We start from the raw sequence: 20,011 nt of genomic DNA, 5'->3' as shown, positions 1-20,011 counted from the left end.
GTTCAAGCACATGAAAGCTTCGCCGGAAATAAGGAGCAGCTTCAGTTATGGACTATTTAAATCAAATGAACACTACTATGGGGTTGAAGGGCTTGCTGAATATCGTGGTAGTCCTGGTATTCATCGCGGTTTCCTGGTGGGCGTTGCAGGAATTGAAGCTGGAGAGCATCTTTAAACGGCCGAAAACCCCGCAGGCCAAACTGCTGCAAATCCTGCTCTCTGTCGCTCTTGGATATCAAATTGCCCGGTTCATTATCGACTACTTGGAATGGTCGACTTGGTTTTCGGGGATGTTCTGAAATCACTTTTTTTCCGAATAACCAAGGAGAATCTTGTCAACAATGGATAGTACAACCGCTGTAAATTCGAACAACGCCACGAATACTATTTTGATTGGCGGAATCAAAGACAATGAACAAAGAGAAACACGCGGAGGGGGATCATGATGAATAAAATTATCGTCCGCGGCGGCAAGAGGCTATCTGGCAGAGTTAAACTACACGGCGCCAAAAATGCCGTACTGCCGATTATCGCAGCCTCTATACTGGGTTCGGAAGGAGAGAGCGTTATTCACGACGCGCCTCCCTTGGACGACGTCCATGTCATCAACAAAGTTCTTGAAAGTCTGGGAATTGAAGTTGAGTATACAAATGAAACGATTCGCGTCAATGCCAGCCGCATTAATACATGTGAAGCCTCCTACGAACTGGTCCGCAAAATGCGGGCATCTTTTCTCGTCATGGGACCTTTGCTGACCCGGATGGGGCAGGCCCGTATATCGCTTCCGGGCGGCTGCGCGATCGGTACAAGGCCGATCGATCAGCATTTAAAAGGCTTTGAAGCTATGGGAGCCGAAATCGAGCTGGGCCAAGGCTACATTGAAGCTCGGGTGAGCGGCAGGCTGAAGGGCGCGAAGGTGTATTTGGACGTAGCTAGCGTAGGCGCTACGGAGAATATTATGATGGCTGCCACGCTTGCCGATGGCACGACGCTGATAGAGAATGCCGCCAAGGAACCGGAGATTGTGGATTTAGCCAACTATTTGAACGCGATGGGCGCGAAAATTCGCGGCGCAGGGACTGGAATCATTCGCGTCGACGGTGTGGATCGGCTGAAGGGAGCCGTTCATACCGTGATTCCGGACCGCATTGAAGCAGGTACATATATGATTGCCGCAGCGATCACCAATAGTGACCTGTATATTGAGGGAGCGATCGGCGACCATTTGCGTCCGGTCATTTCCAAAATGCAGGAGATGGGTGTACAAATCATGGAGGACGAGAACGGCATCCGGGTGTATACCGACCGTCCGCTCCGTGCGGTTGACGTCAAAACCTTGCCGTACCCGGGCTTCCCTACCGACATGCAGTCTCAAATGATGGCGCTGCTGCTGACGGCGGACGGAACCAGTTTGGTGACCGAAACCATATTTGAGAACCGGTTCATGCATGTAGAAGAAATGGTGCGCATGAATGCGCAAATCAAGGTAGAAGGACGAACCGCTGTGATCAGCGGAGGCGCCCGCCTTAAAGGGGCGAAGGTATGCGCAACGGATCTCCGTGCGGGTGCCGCGCTGATCTTGACTGCATTAGTCGCAGAGGGAGAGACCGAAATAACCGGTCTTCACCATATCGATCGAGGCTATGTGGACATTGCCGAGAAGCTCAGCCGTCTTGGGGCCGATATCAAGCGGGTGCCCATCGAGGTCGTAGAAACCGAAGCTGTGGGGGAATCTATTCCACTCTTCGCTGTACAACCAAGCATGGCATAAGGAATGTAAGAGAACCGACTCTTCCGGAATCGTGAAGGAAAATCGGTTCTCTTTCTTTTTGTTCTATTCTATCTTTTGTTTTCATAAGATGATGTTACCTGCAGCCGCAATTAGCGAGATTCGGATGCGGAGGACAGAAAGATGGAGGAGCAGCATGAAGTACAAGCAGCCTAATCGGCCACAGAAATCGTGGATTCGCTGGTTCGCCGTATGGTTGGCGAGCTTCACGGCAGTCGTTGTGCTGATGCCTGCGCTGCTCGTTAGAACCGTTCCCGGAAGCGGGCCGGTGCCGGATGCAGTGAATATAAAAGACAGTATGGAGGTCTCCCGTCAGGGAGAACCGCCCTGGATCCCCGTTTACTTAGCCAAGGAAAAAAGAACAGAGCTGGTGAGCCTGGAGCAATATGTACGGGGCGTGGTCGCCGCCGAAATGCCGATGGAGTTTGAGCTCGAGGCGCTCAAGGCTCAGGCCATGGCGGCGCGTACCTATATCCTGCGTCGACTCCTGGACGGCGATCAGAGCAGCGTACCGGTTCCCGAAGCTATGGTCACGGATACGACCGCACACCAGGTTTATGTGACGGATCAGGAACTAAAGCAGCGATGGGGCGAGGAAAACTATGTCTCTTATATGGAAAAGCTGAATCGTGCCGTAACGGAAACAAAAGATATCATTTTAACTTATCAGGGACAACCGATTGAAGCCAGTTTTTTCTCTACCAGCAACGGATATACGGAAAATTCGGAAGACTATTGGAACGTAGCGCTTCCTTATTTGCGAAGCGTAGCCAGTCCGTGGGATGCCAAGCTGTCCCCCAGGTATAAAGAGACGATTACCCTAACGGGAAAAGAACTTCAGCGCATGCTGGGACTTTCTTCGGCTATACCGGTTACGTCGGGCAATACATCCTCGATAAAGGTGATCGAGCGAAGCGCCGGGAACCGGATCAAGAAGCTCTCTATCAATGGAAAGCTGTTTACGGGCCGGGAGGTCCGGGAGAAGCTCGGGTTGAATTCCAGCCAATTCCAATGGAAATATACGAACGGCAAGTGGGAGATTACCACTTTCGGTTATGGGCACGGAGTCGGGATGAGTCAGTGGGGGGCCAACGGCATGGCCAAGGAATCACGGAAAGCGGAGGAAATCGTTAAGTATTATTATACGGGCATAGAGCTTGGGAAAGCTTCGAATCTACTGAAAGGAAAAGTTTCTAATAAAATAGGTTTTCCTGCGTATAAATCTCGCGAATCTGGCAAGAATGGTTAGCGAGGTGATATACATATGAGTGAACATAAAAGAGATTTGCCAAAACAAGAAGATGCTCCTAAATCTATCGAAGGAGCGCAAAAAAGCACATCTTCATCCTGGAAAAGATTGCTCGCCAAAAAGTGGGTATTTCCGGCAATGTACATGGCAGCAGCGGCAATCATTCTAACCGTCATGTGGGTGTACCAAGGAGCGGGGACGTTGACGTCTGACAAAACCGGCCCCGACACTACCCAGTCCGGTACCGTCACAGACAGCGTTACAGGCCAGGACGCCGTAGCCACCAATGCCAATCAGGAAACGATGCAATGGCCGTTTAAAGACAAGAACGAGTTGGACGTCGTCCTCCATTTCTTTGACAACAAGGCTGCGAACGATGTAAGGCAAGCGGCCATGGTAGAGTATGGCGATACGTTCACGCCGCACATCGGAATGGATTTTGCCAGACCGGACAATCAAACGTTTGACGTTATGGCTGTTATGAGCGGCAAGGTTACCACCGTACAGAAGGATCCAATTGTAGGCCATCTCATTGAAATCTCGCACAGCAACGGTCTCGTTTCCGTCTACCAAAGCTTGTCCGAAGTGAATGTGGCCAAGGACGCGGAAGTGAAAAAGGGCGATGTGATCGCTAAAGCGGGCCGCAATGAGCTGGAGAAAGAACAAGGCGTACACCTTCATTTTGAATTGCGCCAAGGCCAGGGAGGCCCGGCCGTTAATCCGGAAAACTATATTACAGAGCAATAAGAGTTCGCTTAAGTCGCTCTAAGGCAGGGGAAATGATCTCTCCTGCCTTTTTTTGCGGCTCAACTGCCGCTTGTCCATTTTAAAACAAGGACTTGTCCTTGAAAATAAATGTGTTCTCCGGGCTTGTCAGGCCTGTGAAACAAAGAATATAAGTGCACACCCCTCATATAATGTACCAAACTAACTCGAGTAGGGAGGCGAGGGGAGTGCACGATTACATCAAAGAGCGAACCATAAAGATTGGCCGCTGCCTTGTAGAAACCAAGCATACGGTTCGCACCATTGCTAAAGAATTCGGCGTTTCCAAGAGTACGGTGCACAAGGACTTAACGGAGCGCTTGCCGGAGATCAATCCAGAGCTGGCCAACCAGGTGAAGCACATATTGGAGTACCACAAATCGATTCGTCACCTGCGCGGTGGGGAAGCGACCAAGATCAAGTACCGCAAAACCCGCAGCCCGAAGGCGCAAGAGAAGCTGGTCACCGTAAAATGAAGCGATGTACGGCTTACAGCCTCAAAGCACTTTAGCCAAAGCCATAGGCGTATGCAGACGCTTTCCCGGCCGTACCGTGAGCGGCATGGAGCGGCGGATGAGCTGACTTTTTGCCCAATCCGGATGCCCCTGTGCACTGACGGTACGATCCCGCTCCCGAACCGATAAAAATGAAGCGATTATTGTCGAAAAATCACGGACAAAAAGAGGAATTTTCAAATTCATGGCGAAATTACCTAAGTAACGTATATTATAGGAGTGCCGCTTCTTCAATGAGATGGACGGTTGGCTAGGGAGGATTATTGGATGTTAAGCAAGGATATCGGCATAGATCTAGGGACTGCGAACGTCCTGATTCATGTGAAAGGGCGGGGCGTAGTCCTGGATGAGCCGTCCGTCGTTGCCATCGAAAGCGAAACGAAGCGGGTGCTGGCCGTGGGTGAGGAAGCACGCCGCATGGTAGGAAGGACACCCGGCAATATCATTGCCATTCGCCCGCTTAGAGAAGGCGTTATCGCCGACTTTGAAATTACTGAAATGATGCTCAAATATTTCATTAATAAAGTTGGAGGCAGGAAATGGTACAGTCATCCCCGCATCCTGATTTGTGCTCCGACCAACATTACCTCCGTGGAGCAAAAGGCAATTCGGGAAGCAGCCGAAAGAAGCGGAGCGCGGGAAGTGTTCTTGGAAGAGGAACCCAAGGCAGCGGCGATCGGTGCCGGTATGGATATATTTCAGCCGAGCGGAAACATGGTGGTGGATATCGGCGGAGGGACGACAGACGTAGCTGTTTTGTCGATGGGTGACGTCGTCACCTCCTCTTCCATTAAAATTGCCGGGGACAAGTTTGACTCCTCCATTATGAAGTATATCAAGAGCAAATATAAGCTTTTAATCGGTGAACGGACAAGCGAGGACATCAAGATCCGTATTGGAACGGTACATCCCGACGGACAGAAAGAAACGATGGATATCCGCGGCAGAGATATGGTGAGCGGATTGCCGCAGACGATTACGATCAACTCGCAAGAAATTCAAGAAGCGCTTTGGGAGCCGGTATCTTCCATTGTAGCGGCGGCCAAGAGCGTGCTGGAACGAACGCCTCCGGAACTTTCGGCGGATATTATCGATCGCGGCGTCATTCTGACGGGCGGCGGCGCGATGCTGCACGGAATCGATCAACTACTGGCCGAGGAGCTTAAAGTGCCTGTCTTGATTGCTGAAGATCCGATGCATTGCGTGGTTAAGGGTACCGGCATTATGTTGGACAACCTGGATAAGGTATCTAAAAGAAAATTTAAGTAATTCAGATCATACAGGAGGCAAAGGATCCATGTTAAGAGGCTTGTACACCGCCGCATCCGGCATGATTGCCCAGCAGCGTAAACACGATATTGTTACTAATAACATCGCCAATATCAATACGCCGGGCTTCAAGGGAGGCAACGGGATTAACCGTTCATTTCCTGAAATTTTGATCTCACGGGTGCGAAATGGCAAGGACGAGCCCGGTTCGGTTTCCTTGGGGCGGCTAAATACCGGCGTTCTCGCGGAGGAGAATGTGTCTCTTCACGCACAAGGCGACCTTCAAGAAACGAACAATCCTTTTGACTTTGCTTTAGTTTCGAACATTCAGGTGCCCGGCGCCGTTTTTGACAGCTCAGGCAAATATGTGGACGCGAACGGCCAGCGTGTCATTCAGCCGCAGGCGTTTTTTACTATTTTGAATGCTGCAGGCGAGGAACGCTATACTTTGAACGGCAAGTTTTCTTTGGATGCGAATGGCCAATTGATCGATGGCGACGGCCATCAAGTGCTGGGGCGTGATGGACAACCTATCGTTCTGGTAGAACCGGGAACGGGAGCTCCGATTACGAATTTCCGCATTACGCGGACCGGACAGTTTATCAATGCGGAGGGTCAGCCATTGCTTGGCGCAAACGGCGAGCCGATGGCTCTGATGATTACCCGGGTGGAGGACCCGAATCAGCTGATTCGCGAAGGGAACGGTTTATACCGTTTGAATGCATTGGATCAGGGGGCCTTTCGTCCGATTAATGCAGATGATCAGGTGGAAGTGCGTCAAGGCTACATCGAGCGCTCCAATGTCGATGCAGGCCAATCCATGGTCGATATGATGGCTGCTCTGCGGGCCTATGAAGCGAATCAGAAGATGATTCAGTTTTACGATAAAAGCATGGAAAAGGCCGTCAACGAAGTTGGACGAGTTTAGGAGGTAGGACATGAACAACTCCATGATTACATCGTCGGTATCGATGCACGCGCTGCAGCAGAAGCTTGATTTGGCAGCCAACAATATCGCTAACGTGAATACGACCGGATACAAACGGCGTGAAGCCTCCTTTCAAGACGTGCTTACCAGCGTAAAGCAGCAGCCGCAAGGCTTCCAAAGGGAAGGGCGGCTTACACCGCTTGGATACAATCAAGGCTGGGGCGCCAAGCTGGTTGCGGCACAACTGAACCTTGCTCAGGGCTCACTCCAGGCTACGGATAGTCCATTGGATATGGCTATTGAAGGCAGCGGATTGTTCGAGATATCCACCGTTGTTTTGGATGCCGATAATAATCCGGTGCAAGCCACAAGGTGGACCCGCAATGGATCCTTTCAGTTGTCTCCTTCGGCGGATCCGCTGGACCCGGATAACATGCTCTTGACTACGAAAGACGGCCATTATGTGATGGGAACCGATGATAATCCGATACGCATACCGATCAACCATCGAATCCAAATCAGTCCTGACGGAGTGATCATGGCTTATAACGAGACGGAACCAGGAGCAGCTCCGATCGAGGTTGGACAGATCAAATTGGTGCGTGCCGTTCGTCCCCAACTATTGCAGCAGCTGGGAGATAATCTTTACAGTCTGCCGGGGAATATAACGCCGGCTCAGCAAGAGGAGATTCTTCAAACCGTTACCGCTGCGAATAATGAGGTTGATCCGATTACGGTTCGCCAAGGCTTCCTGGAACAATCCAACGTCAATTTATCCGATGAGATGACGGAACTGATCTCGATACAGAGAGCGTTTCAATTGAATTCCCGGGCAATCAGCTCATCCGATCAAATGATGAATTTGGCTAACAGTTTGCGTGGCTAGCGGCAATGTGTAAAGTGAGGTTGGTAACTTGAGCAAACCCCGAAAAGAGGCGTCTGAAGGATCGAAACAGCGGAATAAAGCGTTCCGTCGGATGATCAGGTGGACGTGGTTCCCTCTTGCATGCGCGGCAGCGCTTTTTATAGGCCTTACGATTGGATATGTATATGTCGGCAAGCAGAGCTTCTATGAAATGTTCGACGTCCATACTTGGCGTCACATATTCGATCTTATATATTCTGATTCCTGAACTCCCCTAAGAGGGAGTTTTATTTTTATTCTCATAACGGTATAATGTAAGGATGGGAACGGATGTAGAAAGAATGGATAACGAACAGTGCCGGCCTGGCCTGACGATCTGGAGGGGGAAAACCAGTTGTTGTGGAACTTGCCCAATATCCTAACGCTATGCCGGTTTGTACTGATTCCGGTTTACTTGATTGTGTTTGGGGCTGGTTACATAAAGTTAGCCTTTTTTGTACTTTTGCTTGCCGGACTGACCGACGTGCTGGATGGTTATATTGCGCGTAAGCGCAAGCTTGTTACGCCGTTGGGCAGCATGTTGGACCCGCTTGCGGATAAATTGATGCTAATCACCGTCTTTTTGTCATTGGTGTTTTCCCAAATGATTTCATGGCAGGCCGCGATGGCCATGTTTTTAAGAGATGCGGGGATGATTATTGGTTCGGCATTCTTCCATTTTCGGGGAAAAAAGACGGTCCCTGCCAATGTTTTGGGCAAGCTGACCACTGTGTTATATTACGTAGCCATTTTATTTATCGTTTTCCAGCTCCCCTACGCCCATGCTTACCTATGGTTTGTAATTATCGTTTCTTTCGTGACAACGGTTATTTATATTCTACAGTTTTATGTGCTGAATCAACGAAGTCTGAATGCCGATTAACTTTTTTAAAAAAAGAGCTTATGTCAAGGCCTGCCGTCTGCGGCAATCCTGTACATAAGCTCCCTTATATCAACCTTCATTACTGCAGATCATGAAGGGACATTCTTAGTTTCAGTTAATAAGATCGAACTTATACCATGTGAAAGGAGCAACAACCTTGTTAGATGCTGTACAAATTCAAGAAATCATTCCTCACCGGTACCCGTTCTTCCTGGTGGACCGAATTTTGGAAGTGGAAGCCGGCGTAAAAGCCACGGGTATCAAAAACGTAACGATGAACGAACCCTTTTTTCAGGGACATTTTCCAGGGTATCCCGTTATGCCGGGAGTGTTGATTGTGGAGGCCTTGGCTCAGGTTGGCTGCGTCGCCATGCTAATGGTGGAGTCCAATCGCGGAAAGCTTGGCTTTTTTGCGGGAATTGATAATTTCCGGTTCCGCGGTCAGGTGGTTCCCGGCGATACGTTAACCTTGGAAGTGGAAATTACCCGCTTGAAAGGAAGCATCGGCAAGGGACAGGCAACAGCCAAAGTCGGGGATAAGGTGGTGGCTGAAGGAGAATTGATGTTTGCTCTGAAGGATAGAGAATAAGACCGATCATATTTCACATTCATACATAAAAATTAGGGTGGAGGAGACGGAATAATGAATTCTCAAACGCGAGTGCAAGAGCAATATGAACTTTGGTTAAATGATGAAGCTATCGACGCAGCGACGAAAGAAGAACTTCGTTCGATTTCGGGAGACCCTAAAGAAGTGGAAGACCGGTTTTACCGTGACCTGGAATTCGGTACCGGCGGACTGCGGGGGGTAATCGGAGCCGGAACCAACCGTATGAACGTTTATACGGTGGCAAGGGCCACACAAGGGCTGGCCCAGTTTCTGCTGAAATCCGGTAAAAAAACGCCATCCGTCGTCATTGCCTACGATTCACGGAATCAATCTCCCGAATTCGCGCTTGAAACGGCTAAGGTGCTTGCCGGGAACGGAATCAAGGCCTACCTGTTCGAGTCACTTCGTACTACGCCGGAGCTCTCGTTTGCCGTACGTTATTTGAATGCCGATGCGGGGGTAGTCATTACGGCCAGTCATAATCCGCCTGAATATAACGGATATAAAGTGTATGGAAGCGATGGAGGGCAGCTTGTTCCGGATCAGGCGAAACAGGTCATAGCCGAAATTCGCAGTGTAGAGTCGTTTGCCAATGTCAAGAGAAGCTCGCGGGCGGATGCGGAGAAAGCCGGGCTGCTGGAATGGATTGGGGAAGCGGTGGATGAAGAATACATTCGTGCCGTTACCGCTGTGAGTCTTAATTCCGAGCTGGTGCGTGAGATGAGCGATGATTTCCGTATCGTCTATACACCGCTGCATGGTGCCGGGAATTTGGCTGTACGCGCCGCACTTGGTGCGATAGGATTCGAACAAGTCCATGTGGTGGCGGAGCAAGAAAAGCCGGACGCGAATTTTTCTACTGTGAAGTCGCCGAACCCGGAGGAACGGGAGGCCTTCGCACTGGCGATCGCCGAAGGAAAGAAGATTGACGCTGACATTCTGATCGGGACAGACCCGGACTGCGATCGGATGGGTGCAGTGGTGAAGGATGCGAATGGAGAATATTTCGTTCTTAGCGGTAACCAATCGGGTGCGATTATGATTGATTACTTGTTGGGCCGTTTGCAGGAGCGGGGTGAGCTGCCGGCCAATGGCGTGGTTGTCAAAACCATTGTTACAAGCGAGATGGGCGCAGTCATTGCGGAGCATTACGGAGCGAAGGTGCTTAATACGCTGACCGGCTTTAAATATATCGGGGAAAAAATAACGCAGTTCGAACAAAGCGGAGAGGCCGAGTTTTTGTTTGGCTATGAGGAGAGCTACGGCTATTTGGCAGGCACCTACGCTCGCGATAAGGACGCCGTTGTCGCATCTATGCTAATCTGTGAAGCTGCGGCATATTACAAGAGCAAAGGCAAGACGCTCTACGATGTGCTTCAGGAATTGTACGAGCGGCATGGTTATTTTTTGGAAAGGCTGGAATCGCGTACGCTCAAGGGCAAGGACGGCGTCGAGAAGATTCAGGGGATCATGGAAGATTGGCGGAGACAGCCGCCTGTTGAATTAAATGGGCTTCAAGTGACTAAGGTGGAGGATTTCTTACAGGGTTTATATGGACTTCCGGTAGAGAATGTACTCAAATTCACCTTGGAGGACGACTCGTGGTTCTGCTTGCGCCCTTCGGGCACGGAGCCTAAGATCAAGGTTTACTTCGCTGTTCGCGGCAGCTCTGCACAGGCCGCATCGGATGCGATCGACAAGCTTGTTCAGACTGTCATGTCCCGCGTTGACCATCACTAACATTGGGAGCTGACAGCATTGAAGGCAAGGTACATGAAGTGGAATCAATTAGCGCGCAAAGGATTGTGGTGGCTGGTCATTCTCGGAGTGCTGGCCTCCATTCCCATAGCGTATGAACGTTACCAAACTGAGCAGCAGTCCGGGCGTAAGGTCGAGTTTGTCATGGATTATCGCGATTTGCTCGAAATTTCGGATATGCAGACGAATCCGCGTAAATTCGTGAGTGACCAGCTTGTCAAGCTGAAGCAGCATGGCGTGGGAAGTATGGCTGTATACGAGGCGACATTAAATGAGCTGAAGCTCAGCCGCCGTATCGAGGTGTTTTCGTCCCGCGACGCGTCTGTGCTTATGCAAGTTCCGTTCTCCCCGGGCGAGAACTTCACGTATGTTTTGTTCACGGAGACCGATTCGCAGCCTCAACTTCAGCCGCTCATCGAGCAGACATTCCATGATTTGGGTGTTAGAACCAGATCTTGGAGCTTTAATCATCAGCCTGGCATGATCATTGAAATGGCGATGGACGAGGCGATGCTCAAAACGATGGATCCCGATCCTATCACGCTTCAAATGTTGAAGGATGAGGGTTTCTCGATTGTCGTCCGCATGTCGAACCGCCGCCCGTTTAATACGAACCAGATGGACGCATTGCTTGCACAGCTGAGAAAGCTCGGCGTCAAGAGATTCATCGTGGATGGGGAAACCGTGCCTGGATTCGTTAGCGAGAAGGATACGACCAATCTGGACAAAATGGGCGAGCTGATGCGCAAGCATCGTATAGGCCTTGCGGTTATCGAGCTGCAAAAGACGGAGCAAAAGGGCTTTGCCGGCTTGGCCAAACGAATCCATCATAATGTGGTAAGGCTCCATTCCTTTACGGAGACCGATGCCCAGAAGCTGACGGAGAATTTGTCTGAAGAGGAGCTGAAGGGACGTATACAGGGCGTATCGGACCGTTTTGTTCTGGCGGTGAAAGACCGCAACATTCGGATGGTGTTCCTGAATGCCCGAGCAGTCAAAAACCTCGATAAAGGGCAAATTCTGCATCCGCTTGATGCGATTTATGCCGCTTTGGATGGTCCGGATGGCGCAATTCCGCGCATCCAAGCCTCAGGCTACTCGATGGGACAGGCGGAAGCCTTCCAGTATGTATACTCCAGCTGGCAAAATATCGCAAAGGTTCTGGTATGGGCCGGTGCTGTTGCGTTGATTGCGCTCACGATCGCTTATTTCGTGCCTGAGCTGGCCTTGGCGTTGTTTCTGCTCGGTATGTTGGGCTCTGCGGGATTGCTCGTGCTCAACACCAGCCTGTTCGCGCAAGCTTTGGCGCTGGGCGCGGGTACCTGCGCTCCGACACTGGCGATTATGATGGCCATTCGTACCTGCCGGGAAAAATGGGACCGAGCGGAAGGGTCCAGAATCGGATTCGCCCTGCTGCTGCTGCTCCGAACCACATTGGTGTCGGCCATCGGCATTCTCTTTATTGTAAGTTTGCTGAATCAAATCACCTATATGCTGGTGCTGCAGCAATTCCGTGGTGTCAGCGTGCTGCATTTGGCTCCAATCGCTTTGGCAGGCCTATATTGGCTGTTGTTTAGCGAGAGAATGACTTACAAAGAGCGTGTCCTTCGCGGGCGTCAGATCCTTACTTCCAATATCAGCGTGCTGTGGGTTATTGCTGCCGCGATTATCGCGGCAGCAGGCTTCTATTATTTGTCCCGGACGGGGAATGAAGGACAGGCCTCCTCGCTGGAGAGATATTTCCGATCCTTCTTGGAAAATACGCTCGGGGTTCGCCCGCGGACAAAGGAATTCCTGATTTCACACCCGATTTTCATACTTGGGGCTTACCTTAGCTATAAATACCGGAGTGCGCTGCTATTGATTCTTGCCGGGGTAATCGGTCAAGCTTCCGTGGTCGATACGTTCGCTCACCTGCATACGCCGCTGATGATTTCATCCATTCGCGTCGTCTACGGGCTTGCTTTCGGAACCTTGATCGGAATTGGTTTCATTGCAGTATGGGAAATTGTAGTAAGGAGTTGGCGGCGATGGGTACCTCGGTTAAACGCATAGCGATATCAGGTTATTACGGTTTTAACAATAGCGGTGACGAGGCAGTTCTTCAATCTATTCTGCTGGCTCTACAGGAACAAGGAGAACGACAGGGCGTAACATTCGTCCCTGTCGTTCTGTCCGTGAACCCGGCGGAAACGGCACGGACTTATGGAGTGGAAGCCGTCCACAGAATGAAGCCCATGGAGGTATGGCAGGCTTTACGGAATGCCGACGGACTGATCAGCGGCGGCGGAAGCTTGCTGCAGGATGAAACGAGTCCAAAGACGATCCCTTATTATATTGCTGTCATCCGTTTGGCGCAGTGGATGGGAAAGCCTGTATTTATTTACTCCCAGGGCATCGGTCCGGTACATCGCAGGTTATTTTTCGGATGGATTCGGTCTGCTTTTCAACGCAGTTCATTTATAACGGTAAGGGATGAGGAATCCAAAGCCTTGCTAGGGAAGATGGGGATATCACCATCAGAGGTGGAAGTGGTGCCGGACCCGGTAATGGGATTGCCTATGCGCGGACAACCGACACAAACTCCGAGCGGTGAAACGAAACCTGTAATTGGGGTTTCCGTCCGTTTTTGGAACGAGGACCGTTCTGAACTCAGGGCGGTGGCTGAATCTCTTCAGGTCGTTCTGGAAAAATCGGATGCGGTTATTCGATTTCTCCCGTTCCATCTGCCGTCGGACGAGAAGGCATCTTTGTATGTGATGGAACAGATGGGGGAAATCTACAAAGAGCGGCTTTCATTAGCGCGGGAGGTAACTCATCCTCAGGATATGCTGGCGGAGGTGGCAGCCTGTCAGGTGCTTCTAGGCATGCGCCTACACTCCTTAATCTATGCGGCAAGCCAATACGTCCCCATGGTCGGGCTCTCTTATGATCCGAAAATTGATCAGTTTTTGAACCGGCTAGGCATGAAATCGGCCGGCACTACCAAACAGCCCCGATCGGAAGATCTGGCTCAAGAGACATTGGGAATGCTGGCAGACGGTGCTTCATGGAAGCGGGACAAAAGGCAGGCGATCGAACAGTTGAAGATTGAAGCAGGGCGTCCGGCTGAGCGTATCGCGTCATTTTTTGCTAAAGGACGGGGGATGCAGTGAGTTTTCCCAAAGTATCCATTTTTGGTGTACCGATTTCGAAGATGAGCATGAAAGATACGGTTGCTTATTTAAGCCAAGTGATTGCTCGGCGTGAGCCGCATCAGGTCATTACGGCCAATCCGATTATGGTCATGACCGCCCTTGAACATCCGGATTATATGCAAATGATGAAAGAAGCCGAGCTTGTTGTTCCCGATGGGGCAGGTGTCGTGTGGGCTTCCGGCTATGTCGGCAATCCCGTCGCGGAACGTGTAACGGGGTTTGATCTGATTCAAGAATTAATGAAGGCAGGCGAACGGCAGGGCTGGAAAGTATACCTTGTCGGCGCAGCCCCCGATGTCATTGAGGCAGCGGCGACCCGGCTGCAGGAGCTGTATCCGGGAATCAAGCTTGTCGGTTTCAGGGATGGTTTTTTTGGTGAAAAAGAGGAAGCTGGTGTTATTGAAGCTATTCGTGCCGCAGCACCTGATATTCTGCTGGTCGGTCGGTCGGCGGACAAACAAGAGCCGTGGATTGCAAAGTACAAGAATCAGCTGGGTGTACCTGTAATGATGGGAGTCGGGGGCAGCTTTGACGTATTGTCGGGGAAGTTAAAGCGCGCGCCAGTGTTGTTCCAAAAGTTGAGGCTCGAATGGTTCTATCGGTTGTTGCAGGAGCCTTGGCGGTATAAAAGAATGCTTGTGCTGCCGAAATTCGCTTTGAAAGTCATCCGTGAAAAAGAAAATGTGCAGAAACCTTGACTGAAACTGTGAAAACAACCTGAAAACCGCTAAAACCGCACAAAATTGGTATTGGTATTTCCAAAACCATCAGAGTATAATTTGGAGTGTTTGGGGTTTTCATAGAAAAAGGGGCTGTGAACATACACATGAATTTGTTATACGGAATCGGCTTTGTCACTGCATTACTTATCGCTTTGCTTATGACGCCGCTAGTGAAACGCTTTGCTTTTTGGGTCGGGGCCGTTGACGCGCCGAATCACCGCAAGGTACATAACCGCATTATGCCGAGGTTGGGCGGACTTGCCATATTTATTGCATTTATTGGAGCTTATTTTGTTATTTCCCCGGCTATCGATTCGCTAAAGAACGATGTGGTATTCGGGCTTCTGGTCGGGGGGGCGATCGTTGTTCTGATCGGCGCGTTCGATGACCGCTATGATTTATCGCCCAAAATCAAGCTGCTGGGTCAAATATTGGCCGCCTGCGTCGTTGTTTATTCAGGAGTGGCCATTGAACTTGTCAATGTGCCGTTCGGAGACGGAACGATTTCGTTATCATGGCTCTCCGTACCGTTGACGATCTTCTGGATCGTGGGCGTTACCAATGCCATCAATCTGATCGATGGTCTTGACGGTCTATCTGCCGGGGTTTCGGGCATTGCGACCACCACCATACTTGTGCTCGCTTTAATGATGGGCAATACAACGGTTGTTTTGCTATGTGTGGTTTTGCTGGGCAGCATTGCAGGCTTTCTGTTCTACAACTTCCATCCGGCAAAAATTTTCATGGGCGATTCCGGTGCATTGTTCCTTGGTTTTTGCTTGGCTACTTTATCTGTGCTTGGTTTTAAGCAAGCGACGGTGGTATCTCTGCTTGTGCCGGTTATGATTCTCGGGGTGCCGCTGTCCGACACCTTCTTCGCCATCTTGCGACGTTGGGTTAACAATCTGCCAATCTCGGTCGCGGACAAAAGCCATCTGCATCATTGCCTGCTGCAGCTTGGTTTCAGCCATCGTACAACGGTATTGATTATTTATGGCATTGCATTGCTGTTCGGCTCCTCAGCCGTCCTGCTGTCCTATATGTCGGAGCAGCAAACGCTTTGGGGAGCGGTCATTCTCGTGGTCGTGCTGTTGTGCATTCTGGTTCTCGGGGCAGAGGCGATCGGCATTATCAGCAAGACGAGGAAGCCTGTACTCAAATTTTTAAACAAAATCCGTATGAAAACGATGCAGTTGAGCGACCGTTCAAGAGTGTCAAAATAACAATAATACCAATACCGAATCCCAGACCTTTAAGGTCTGGGATTTTTTGTGACTTCCGTTTTTTTGTACCCAATCTATAACATTTTTGTTCTTCCCAGCCGATAACAAATGTACACGCAGCTTTTTGGGAAATGGTTAATACTCATGCATGATCTTGCAAAAAAAGGAGGTAATCCAAGAGAACATAGCATTCATTCCCGTTGATAATGCATTTTTTATACATAAGGAGGAAAAGACCATTGAAACAAATGAAGAAGCGATTCGTCAGTATCTTTGTCATCATGGCTATGCTGGTTTCGATGATGGTTCCGCTGACAACAGCTTTTGCTGCAACCACCTTAAAGGTTAAGGGTTTCAGCATCAATGAAAGCAGCCCAACGCCGGTAACCAGCGAATATGTGGATATAACCGTCGAAGTTGACAACATTGACGATTCGGAGATTGCAGGCATTTATTATGAGATTGAGAATTTGAGCACAAATCCCGGGGCACCGGTAGAAAACAGAACAAACAAAGGGAATCGCAGCTCTGCTTATGAGATTACTTTTAATAATGTCCAATTAACGGAAGGTACTAATAAAATTACGTTCTTCACGGGAGATGTGACCCGGCTGGCTTCACAACCTGCTTATATTACATTTACGCCTACGACGAACATTACGGATTTAAGATTTAACCAGGTTCCTTTGGACGACAATCTTATGTATCCGCAGGATCCTACCCAAACAGCCTATACCATTACGGGGAAATCGCCTAATGCGACGACTATACAAGGGTATTTGTTAGGGCAATCCAATCCGATCACCGCATACCGCAGCAGCAATGGAGACTTCACCTTTATCCCAAGCCGCAATGGTGAATTCAATATGCAGGCGGGGGACAATATTTTTAAAATTGTTGCGAGCAACAGTACGAATTCGTATACGCTGACACGCAAATTTGTTTTTAATGACGGCGGTCCGTTTTTGTACGATGGAGCCATCCAATCCGCGGCTCCAGGGTCGACCCCTCAAAAGCTGGTGAACGACCCATTGCCTCAACTGGATCAAACATCGGCCATTCTTACAGGGAAGCTTAAGGTTGATTTTGAAACGGGATCAACCACGGTGACCAAATATGTGTACGCTGATATTCAAGTAGTGAACGGGCCCACGACTCGCGTTGATTTTACAGGACCATCGGCGCTGCCTGTTCTCCAGACTACATCACACTATAAAATATTTGATTTGGGATCCGTTCCGCTTGCTCTGCCGACAAACCGGAAGCAAACGATTATTATCACATTCTTTACCGGTACGGGTTTGATCGGTCAGGTGCCGCAGCAAGTTTTTCATTTCAATTATTACGATCCGACAGCCCCTTATGTCACCAAGGTTACTAAAAATCTAGGTAATGACGCTTTGGGAGTGCCTATTGAAGTAGCGCTGAATGAGAACGGCGGAAATGAAATCAATGAGCTTCCTTCGGAATTCTTCGTTTATACGACGAATGTTAATCCCGCAACAGGCACGGTGGTAGCGAATGTTGCTGGTACGCCTACCAATTTCACTGCAACGCATGTCGGTACGGTCGGCACTGAGGAAAAATGGAAATTTCAATTGAGCGGAATTCGGGATGGCAATACAACATTATCCGTTGTGCCAAACGGAGATAGCAACGGACGGTTGGATTTCCCTGTCACGATCACCAGCACGCCTTATGTCATTCCAATCAACTTCCATAACAATATGATGATTAAGAACGTGGCGCTGGACACACCGGCATGTACCGTGGGGGGAACGCCGGGTGCCGTTTGTTTGCAAGCACGCATTATGAATCTGCCATCTACTGAATACCCGAATATAGAGGTAGCTGTGAATGGCAGAACGACCAATTTGACTGCCGGTGATTTCCCTAACAATGATTCTACGATGATGCTTGATTTAGGGGCGGCTCGCACCTGGTCTCCGGCTTTGCCGGCAGGTGAATCTTTAATTGTTGAAGGAAGAAATACGATCAAATTCAGTTTGCGCCTGAACGGAACGGTCGTAACAACGGCACAGTATGAAATTTTCAAATTCACACTGCCTACTCCTGCTTTTGCAGGGGATATATTGCCTACTCCGTTGGAGAAGTTTACTAAAGCGCAGACTCCGGACAAATATGTTACTAATGCATCCGAAGTATCTTTTACCGGAATGTTCACGAATGCGGACACGATCCGATTAAATGTGCGCAAGACGGATACTCAGGGGAACCCTGTTCTGACTTTTGATGCTCGTTCCGGTCCAGGCTGGGGCTATCCCGCTTCTCCCGCCAGCGGACAGGTCCAATATTTAAATATCAATACCTCTACTGGCGGGTTCACAACCAATCCCGTTTCGCTGCCGTTTAACGGGGATGTGGTTTTTGAATTCCTTATCTCGAATAATACAGGTATCACCGAAATCCGAACGATTACGATATCCCGCGAACCGGTTCCGTATCGGGTCATTCTGCCTCAATTGATCCAAGTCGGCAACCAGCAGCAGGCAAAGGTCAATGGGAATTTTGTGGATATTAAATTAGAGGCCGAGAATGCGGACAGCGTTATATTCGGTAAAAATGATGTTGTCCGGAGCAAGATTGATCCGGCCGATAACAAGCCTTATTTTTATTACCGTTATCAAAATTTGAAGTCCGGAAACAACACAATCAATTTTACCGTAATTCGCGGTACGGAGCAGACAAAAGGCAGCTTCGTCGTGAATAACGTTAACACCTCGATCGAGGGCGCCCAAATGCTGATGCCGCTTCAAAACAAATATAAGCTGTTTGAAGGCGATCTGGAGCTTACGTTCCCCAAAGATACGAAGCTGATGCGCAATGACCCTACAGCGCAGCAGCAATATTTGACGGGCGATCGCAAGATTTTCTTTGGGATAGCCAATACGAAGGATGGAAGAGTTAGCAAAGACTATCTCAGCGATGCAAGCGCCAGCTTTTTCTTAGAGGAGCCGACTCGGAAGTTTAGACCGATCAGCCAGCTGTATTGGATCAATGCCGGTTATATTAAAGAGAACGATTATATGGATACGGATAAGCTAAAGGAAGCGTTGACAGGTACCGGACAAGATCCGTACAATGTGGATGGCAGCTCCAGCAATGTGCGCTTCTATCAAAAAAGAACCGTAAACGATTTAAAGGATATGGTTGTGCCTACCAAGCGCGGAGAGTTGACACTGAAATACGATAACAGCATTCGCGAAGATTCCTGGAAGTATGTAACGGTGTATCAATTAGATATCTTTGAAGATTACCGGGGCATGACCACGTTGGCGTGGAAAAATATCGGCGGTGTCGTCGATCCGAAGAAAAACACGATTACGGTGCCTATCGATCACTTCGGCTATTTCCAGGTCATGTACATGTACGACAGCTTCAATGATATTACCAGCCATGAGTGGGGAAGAGATACTTTAGATACGCTGTACTCCAAAGGATACATGTATAACAAATCACCCGCTTTGTTTGTCCCTAACGAGCCCATTACTCGCGGGGAATTTGCAACGGTGCTGGTCAAAGCTTTTGATCTGCCTTTGAACTATAGCGGTACTCAAACGTTTAGAGATGTTCCGGCTACCGGCAGTACTAATCCTTTGTATGATTATAAATACATCGAGACCGCAGCCAGAGCCGGAATCGTTAGAGGAAACGCCGGAGGCTTGTTTAACCCCGGAAGTGCGATCACGCGTCAGGATGCGGCTGTGATGATTGCAAGGGCAGCGGAACTTAAACTATCTTCCGATACGGCAAAGTCGATCGCAGCATTGCAAAAACAATTTACCGATGGCTCTGAAATTGATTTTTATGCCTCACCATCGGTGGAAGCCGTCACTAAGGCCGGTTTGATCCAAGGAATTGAGAACGTGCTTCTTACAGGACAAAAGAAAGCAACCTACCGTTTCGATCCGCGGCAAAACTTTACGCGGGTGCAGGCGGCAGCTGTATTGGAGCGCGTGCTGAAACAGCAGAAGAAGCTTCCTAAATAAGTGATGAAGCCGCCAACAGCATGGATCTAGAAACATGAGTTGGCGGCTTTTGAGTGACAATTATGGAAAATTATTCGTAATGACTAAGTGTATGATATAGTTGTATACTATCCTTGTTAAACGTACGATACAACATGTTGATAGATAAGTTGATATACTCAGAATACATACTGTGTAGCTGCGAAAAAT

General features: G+C 49.4%; 18 protein-coding genes. 17 read left to right on the top strand and 1 reads right to left on the bottom strand.

From position 1 onward, the window contains the following. Window positions 1–47 precede the first annotated feature (47 nt). From BLT35_RS16250 to spoIIID, 5 genes are all read left to right on the top strand, one after another. Window positions 48–299, top strand: coding sequence for a DUF1146 family protein (locus BLT35_RS16250; protein WP_054817692.1), 252 nt, complete (start codon window positions 48–50; stop codon window positions 297–299). 146 nt (window positions 300–445) lie between these two features. Next, entirely contained in the window at window positions 446–1,771 is a 1,326-nt protein-coding gene (gene murA, locus BLT35_RS16245; RefSeq protein WP_062411090.1) for a UDP-N-acetylglucosamine 1-carboxyvinyltransferase, read from the top strand. A gap of 154 nt (window positions 1,772–1,925) precedes the next feature. After that, complete coding sequence (gene spoIID / locus BLT35_RS16240) at window positions 1,926–3,038, top strand: stage II sporulation protein D (RefSeq protein ID WP_074728969.1); 1,113 nt, start codon at window positions 1,926–1,928, stop codon at window positions 3,036–3,038. A 15-nt stretch (window positions 3,039–3,053) separates the two neighbouring features. After that, window positions 3,054–3,785, top strand: coding sequence for a M23 family metallopeptidase (locus BLT35_RS16235; RefSeq protein ID WP_054817691.1), 732 nt, complete (start codon window positions 3,054–3,056; stop codon window positions 3,783–3,785). Between the two features lie 206 nt (window positions 3,786–3,991). Continuing rightward, entirely contained in the window at window positions 3,992–4,279 is a 288-nt protein-coding gene (gene spoIIID, locus BLT35_RS16230; RefSeq protein ID WP_036682840.1) for a sporulation transcriptional regulator SpoIIID, read from the top strand. Between the two features lie 21 nt (window positions 4,280–4,300). Here the strand turns inward: spoIIID and BLT35_RS16225 are convergent, their stop codons facing one another. Next, on the bottom strand, window positions 4,301–4,504 hold the full coding sequence (locus tag BLT35_RS16225) for a hypothetical protein (protein WP_074728967.1): 204 nt from the start codon (window positions 4,502–4,504) through the stop codon (window positions 4,301–4,303). An 81-nt stretch (window positions 4,505–4,585) separates the two neighbouring features. Between BLT35_RS16225 and BLT35_RS16220 the strand changes: the two genes are divergently transcribed. The 12 genes from BLT35_RS16220 (at window position 4,586) to BLT35_RS16165 (ending at window position 19,822) form a co-directional block, all read left to right on the top strand. Next, window positions 4,586–5,587, top strand: a complete 1,002-nt coding sequence (locus tag BLT35_RS16220; RefSeq protein ID WP_054817689.1) for a rod shape-determining protein — start codon at window positions 4,586–4,588, stop codon at window positions 5,585–5,587. 28 nt (window positions 5,588–5,615) lie between these two features. After that, the gene (locus BLT35_RS16215; RefSeq protein WP_062410158.1) at window positions 5,616–6,515 is read left to right on the top strand and encodes a flagellar hook-basal body protein; all 900 of its coding nucleotides are present in this window, start codon (window positions 5,616–5,618) and stop codon (window positions 6,513–6,515) included. Window positions 6,516–6,525: 10 nt separating this feature from the next. Next, complete coding sequence (locus tag BLT35_RS16210) at window positions 6,526–7,401, top strand: flagellar hook-basal body protein (RefSeq protein ID WP_074728965.1); 876 nt, start codon at window positions 6,526–6,528, stop codon at window positions 7,399–7,401. A 91-nt stretch (window positions 7,402–7,492) separates the two neighbouring features. Then, window positions 7,493–7,648 carry a DNA-directed RNA polymerase subunit beta gene (locus tag BLT35_RS27930; RefSeq protein ID WP_367888801.1) on the top strand — a complete coding sequence of 52 codons (156 nt, stop codon included), beginning with the start codon at window positions 7,493–7,495 and terminating at the stop codon, window positions 7,646–7,648. A gap of 129 nt (window positions 7,649–7,777) precedes the next feature. Then, window positions 7,778–8,302: a CDP-alcohol phosphatidyltransferase family protein gene (locus BLT35_RS16200; RefSeq protein ID WP_074729004.1), complete on the top strand. Its 525-nt coding sequence runs from the start codon at window positions 7,778–7,780 to the stop codon at window positions 8,300–8,302. Window positions 8,303–8,459: 157 nt separating this feature from the next. Further along, window positions 8,460–8,891 carry a 3-hydroxyacyl-ACP dehydratase FabZ gene (gene fabZ / locus BLT35_RS16195; RefSeq protein ID WP_062410156.1) on the top strand — a complete coding sequence of 144 codons (432 nt, stop codon included), beginning with the start codon at window positions 8,460–8,462 and terminating at the stop codon, window positions 8,889–8,891. A gap of 54 nt (window positions 8,892–8,945) precedes the next feature. Then, complete coding sequence (locus tag BLT35_RS16190; RefSeq protein ID WP_074728963.1) at window positions 8,946–10,652, top strand: phospho-sugar mutase; 1,707 nt, start codon at window positions 8,946–8,948, stop codon at window positions 10,650–10,652. Between the two features lie 33 nt (window positions 10,653–10,685). Beyond that, the gene (locus BLT35_RS16185) at window positions 10,686–12,725 is read left to right on the top strand and encodes a DUF5693 family protein (RefSeq protein ID WP_254777583.1); all 2,040 of its coding nucleotides are present in this window, start codon (window positions 10,686–10,688) and stop codon (window positions 12,723–12,725) included. After that, on the top strand, window positions 12,701–13,825 hold the full coding sequence (gene csaB / locus BLT35_RS16180; protein WP_062410153.1) for a polysaccharide pyruvyl transferase CsaB: 1,125 nt from the start codon (window positions 12,701–12,703) through the stop codon (window positions 13,823–13,825). The genes BLT35_RS16185 and csaB overlap by 25 nt, the downstream gene beginning before the upstream one ends. After that, the gene (locus BLT35_RS16175) at window positions 13,822–14,565 is read left to right on the top strand and encodes a WecB/TagA/CpsF family glycosyltransferase (RefSeq protein ID WP_054817687.1); all 744 of its coding nucleotides are present in this window, start codon (window positions 13,822–13,824) and stop codon (window positions 14,563–14,565) included. The genes csaB and BLT35_RS16175 overlap by 4 nt, the downstream gene beginning before the upstream one ends. 128 nt (window positions 14,566–14,693) lie before the next feature. Beyond that, window positions 14,694–15,812, top strand: coding sequence for a glycosyltransferase family 4 protein (locus BLT35_RS16170; RefSeq protein ID WP_062410152.1), 1,119 nt, complete (start codon window positions 14,694–14,696; stop codon window positions 15,810–15,812). A gap of 248 nt (window positions 15,813–16,060) precedes the next feature. Beyond that, entirely contained in the window at window positions 16,061–19,822 is a 3,762-nt protein-coding gene (locus BLT35_RS16165) for an S-layer homology domain-containing protein (protein WP_235594370.1), read from the top strand. Window positions 19,823–20,011: the final 189 nt, after the last annotated feature.

The sequence above is a fragment of the Paenibacillus naphthalenovorans genome (assembly GCF_900099895.1).
GTDB lineage: Bacteria > Bacillota > Bacilli > Paenibacillales > NBRC-103111 > Paenibacillus_G > Paenibacillus_G naphthalenovorans.
This window is presented reverse-complemented; position numbering and strand designations above follow the sequence as displayed.

Bases quoted from the DNA above. Each gene is read 5' to 3' on its own strand.
- BLT35_RS16165 (WP_235594370.1), top strand. From the start codon at position 16,061: ATGAAGAAGCGATTCGTCAGTATCTTTGTCATCATGGCTATGCTGGTT.
- BLT35_RS16210 (WP_074728965.1), top strand. From the start codon at position 6,526: ATGAACAACTCCATGATTACATCGTCGGTATCGATGCACGCGCTGCAG.
- csaB (WP_062410153.1), top strand. From the start codon at position 12,701: ATGGGTACCTCGGTTAAACGCATAGCGATATCAGGTTATTACGGTTTT.
- BLT35_RS27930 (WP_367888801.1), top strand. From the start codon at position 7,493: ATGATCAGGTGGACGTGGTTCCCTCTTGCATGCGCGGCAGCGCTTTTT.
- BLT35_RS16190 (WP_074728963.1), top strand. From the start codon at position 8,946: ATGAATTCTCAAACGCGAGTGCAAGAGCAATATGAACTTTGGTTAAAT.
- spoIID (WP_074728969.1), top strand. From the start codon at position 1,926: ATGAAGTACAAGCAGCCTAATCGGCCACAGAAATCGTGGATTCGCTGG.
- BLT35_RS16220 (WP_054817689.1), top strand. From the start codon at position 4,586: ATGTTAAGCAAGGATATCGGCATAGATCTAGGGACTGCGAACGTCCTG.
- BLT35_RS16170 (WP_062410152.1), top strand. From the start codon at position 14,694: ATGAATTTGTTATACGGAATCGGCTTTGTCACTGCATTACTTATCGCT.
- BLT35_RS16185 (WP_254777583.1), top strand. From the start codon at position 10,686: ATGAAGTGGAATCAATTAGCGCGCAAAGGATTGTGGTGGCTGGTCATT.
- BLT35_RS16225 (WP_074728967.1), bottom strand. From the start codon at position 4,504: ATGAATTTGAAAATTCCTCTTTTTGTCCGTGATTTTTCGACAATAATC.
- BLT35_RS16215 (WP_062410158.1), top strand. From the start codon at position 5,616: ATGTTAAGAGGCTTGTACACCGCCGCATCCGGCATGATTGCCCAGCAG.
- BLT35_RS16250 (WP_054817692.1), top strand. From the start codon at position 48: ATGGACTATTTAAATCAAATGAACACTACTATGGGGTTGAAGGGCTTG.
- BLT35_RS16235 (WP_054817691.1), top strand. From the start codon at position 3,054: ATGAGTGAACATAAAAGAGATTTGCCAAAACAAGAAGATGCTCCTAAA.
- murA (WP_062411090.1), top strand. From the start codon at position 446: ATGAATAAAATTATCGTCCGCGGCGGCAAGAGGCTATCTGGCAGAGTT.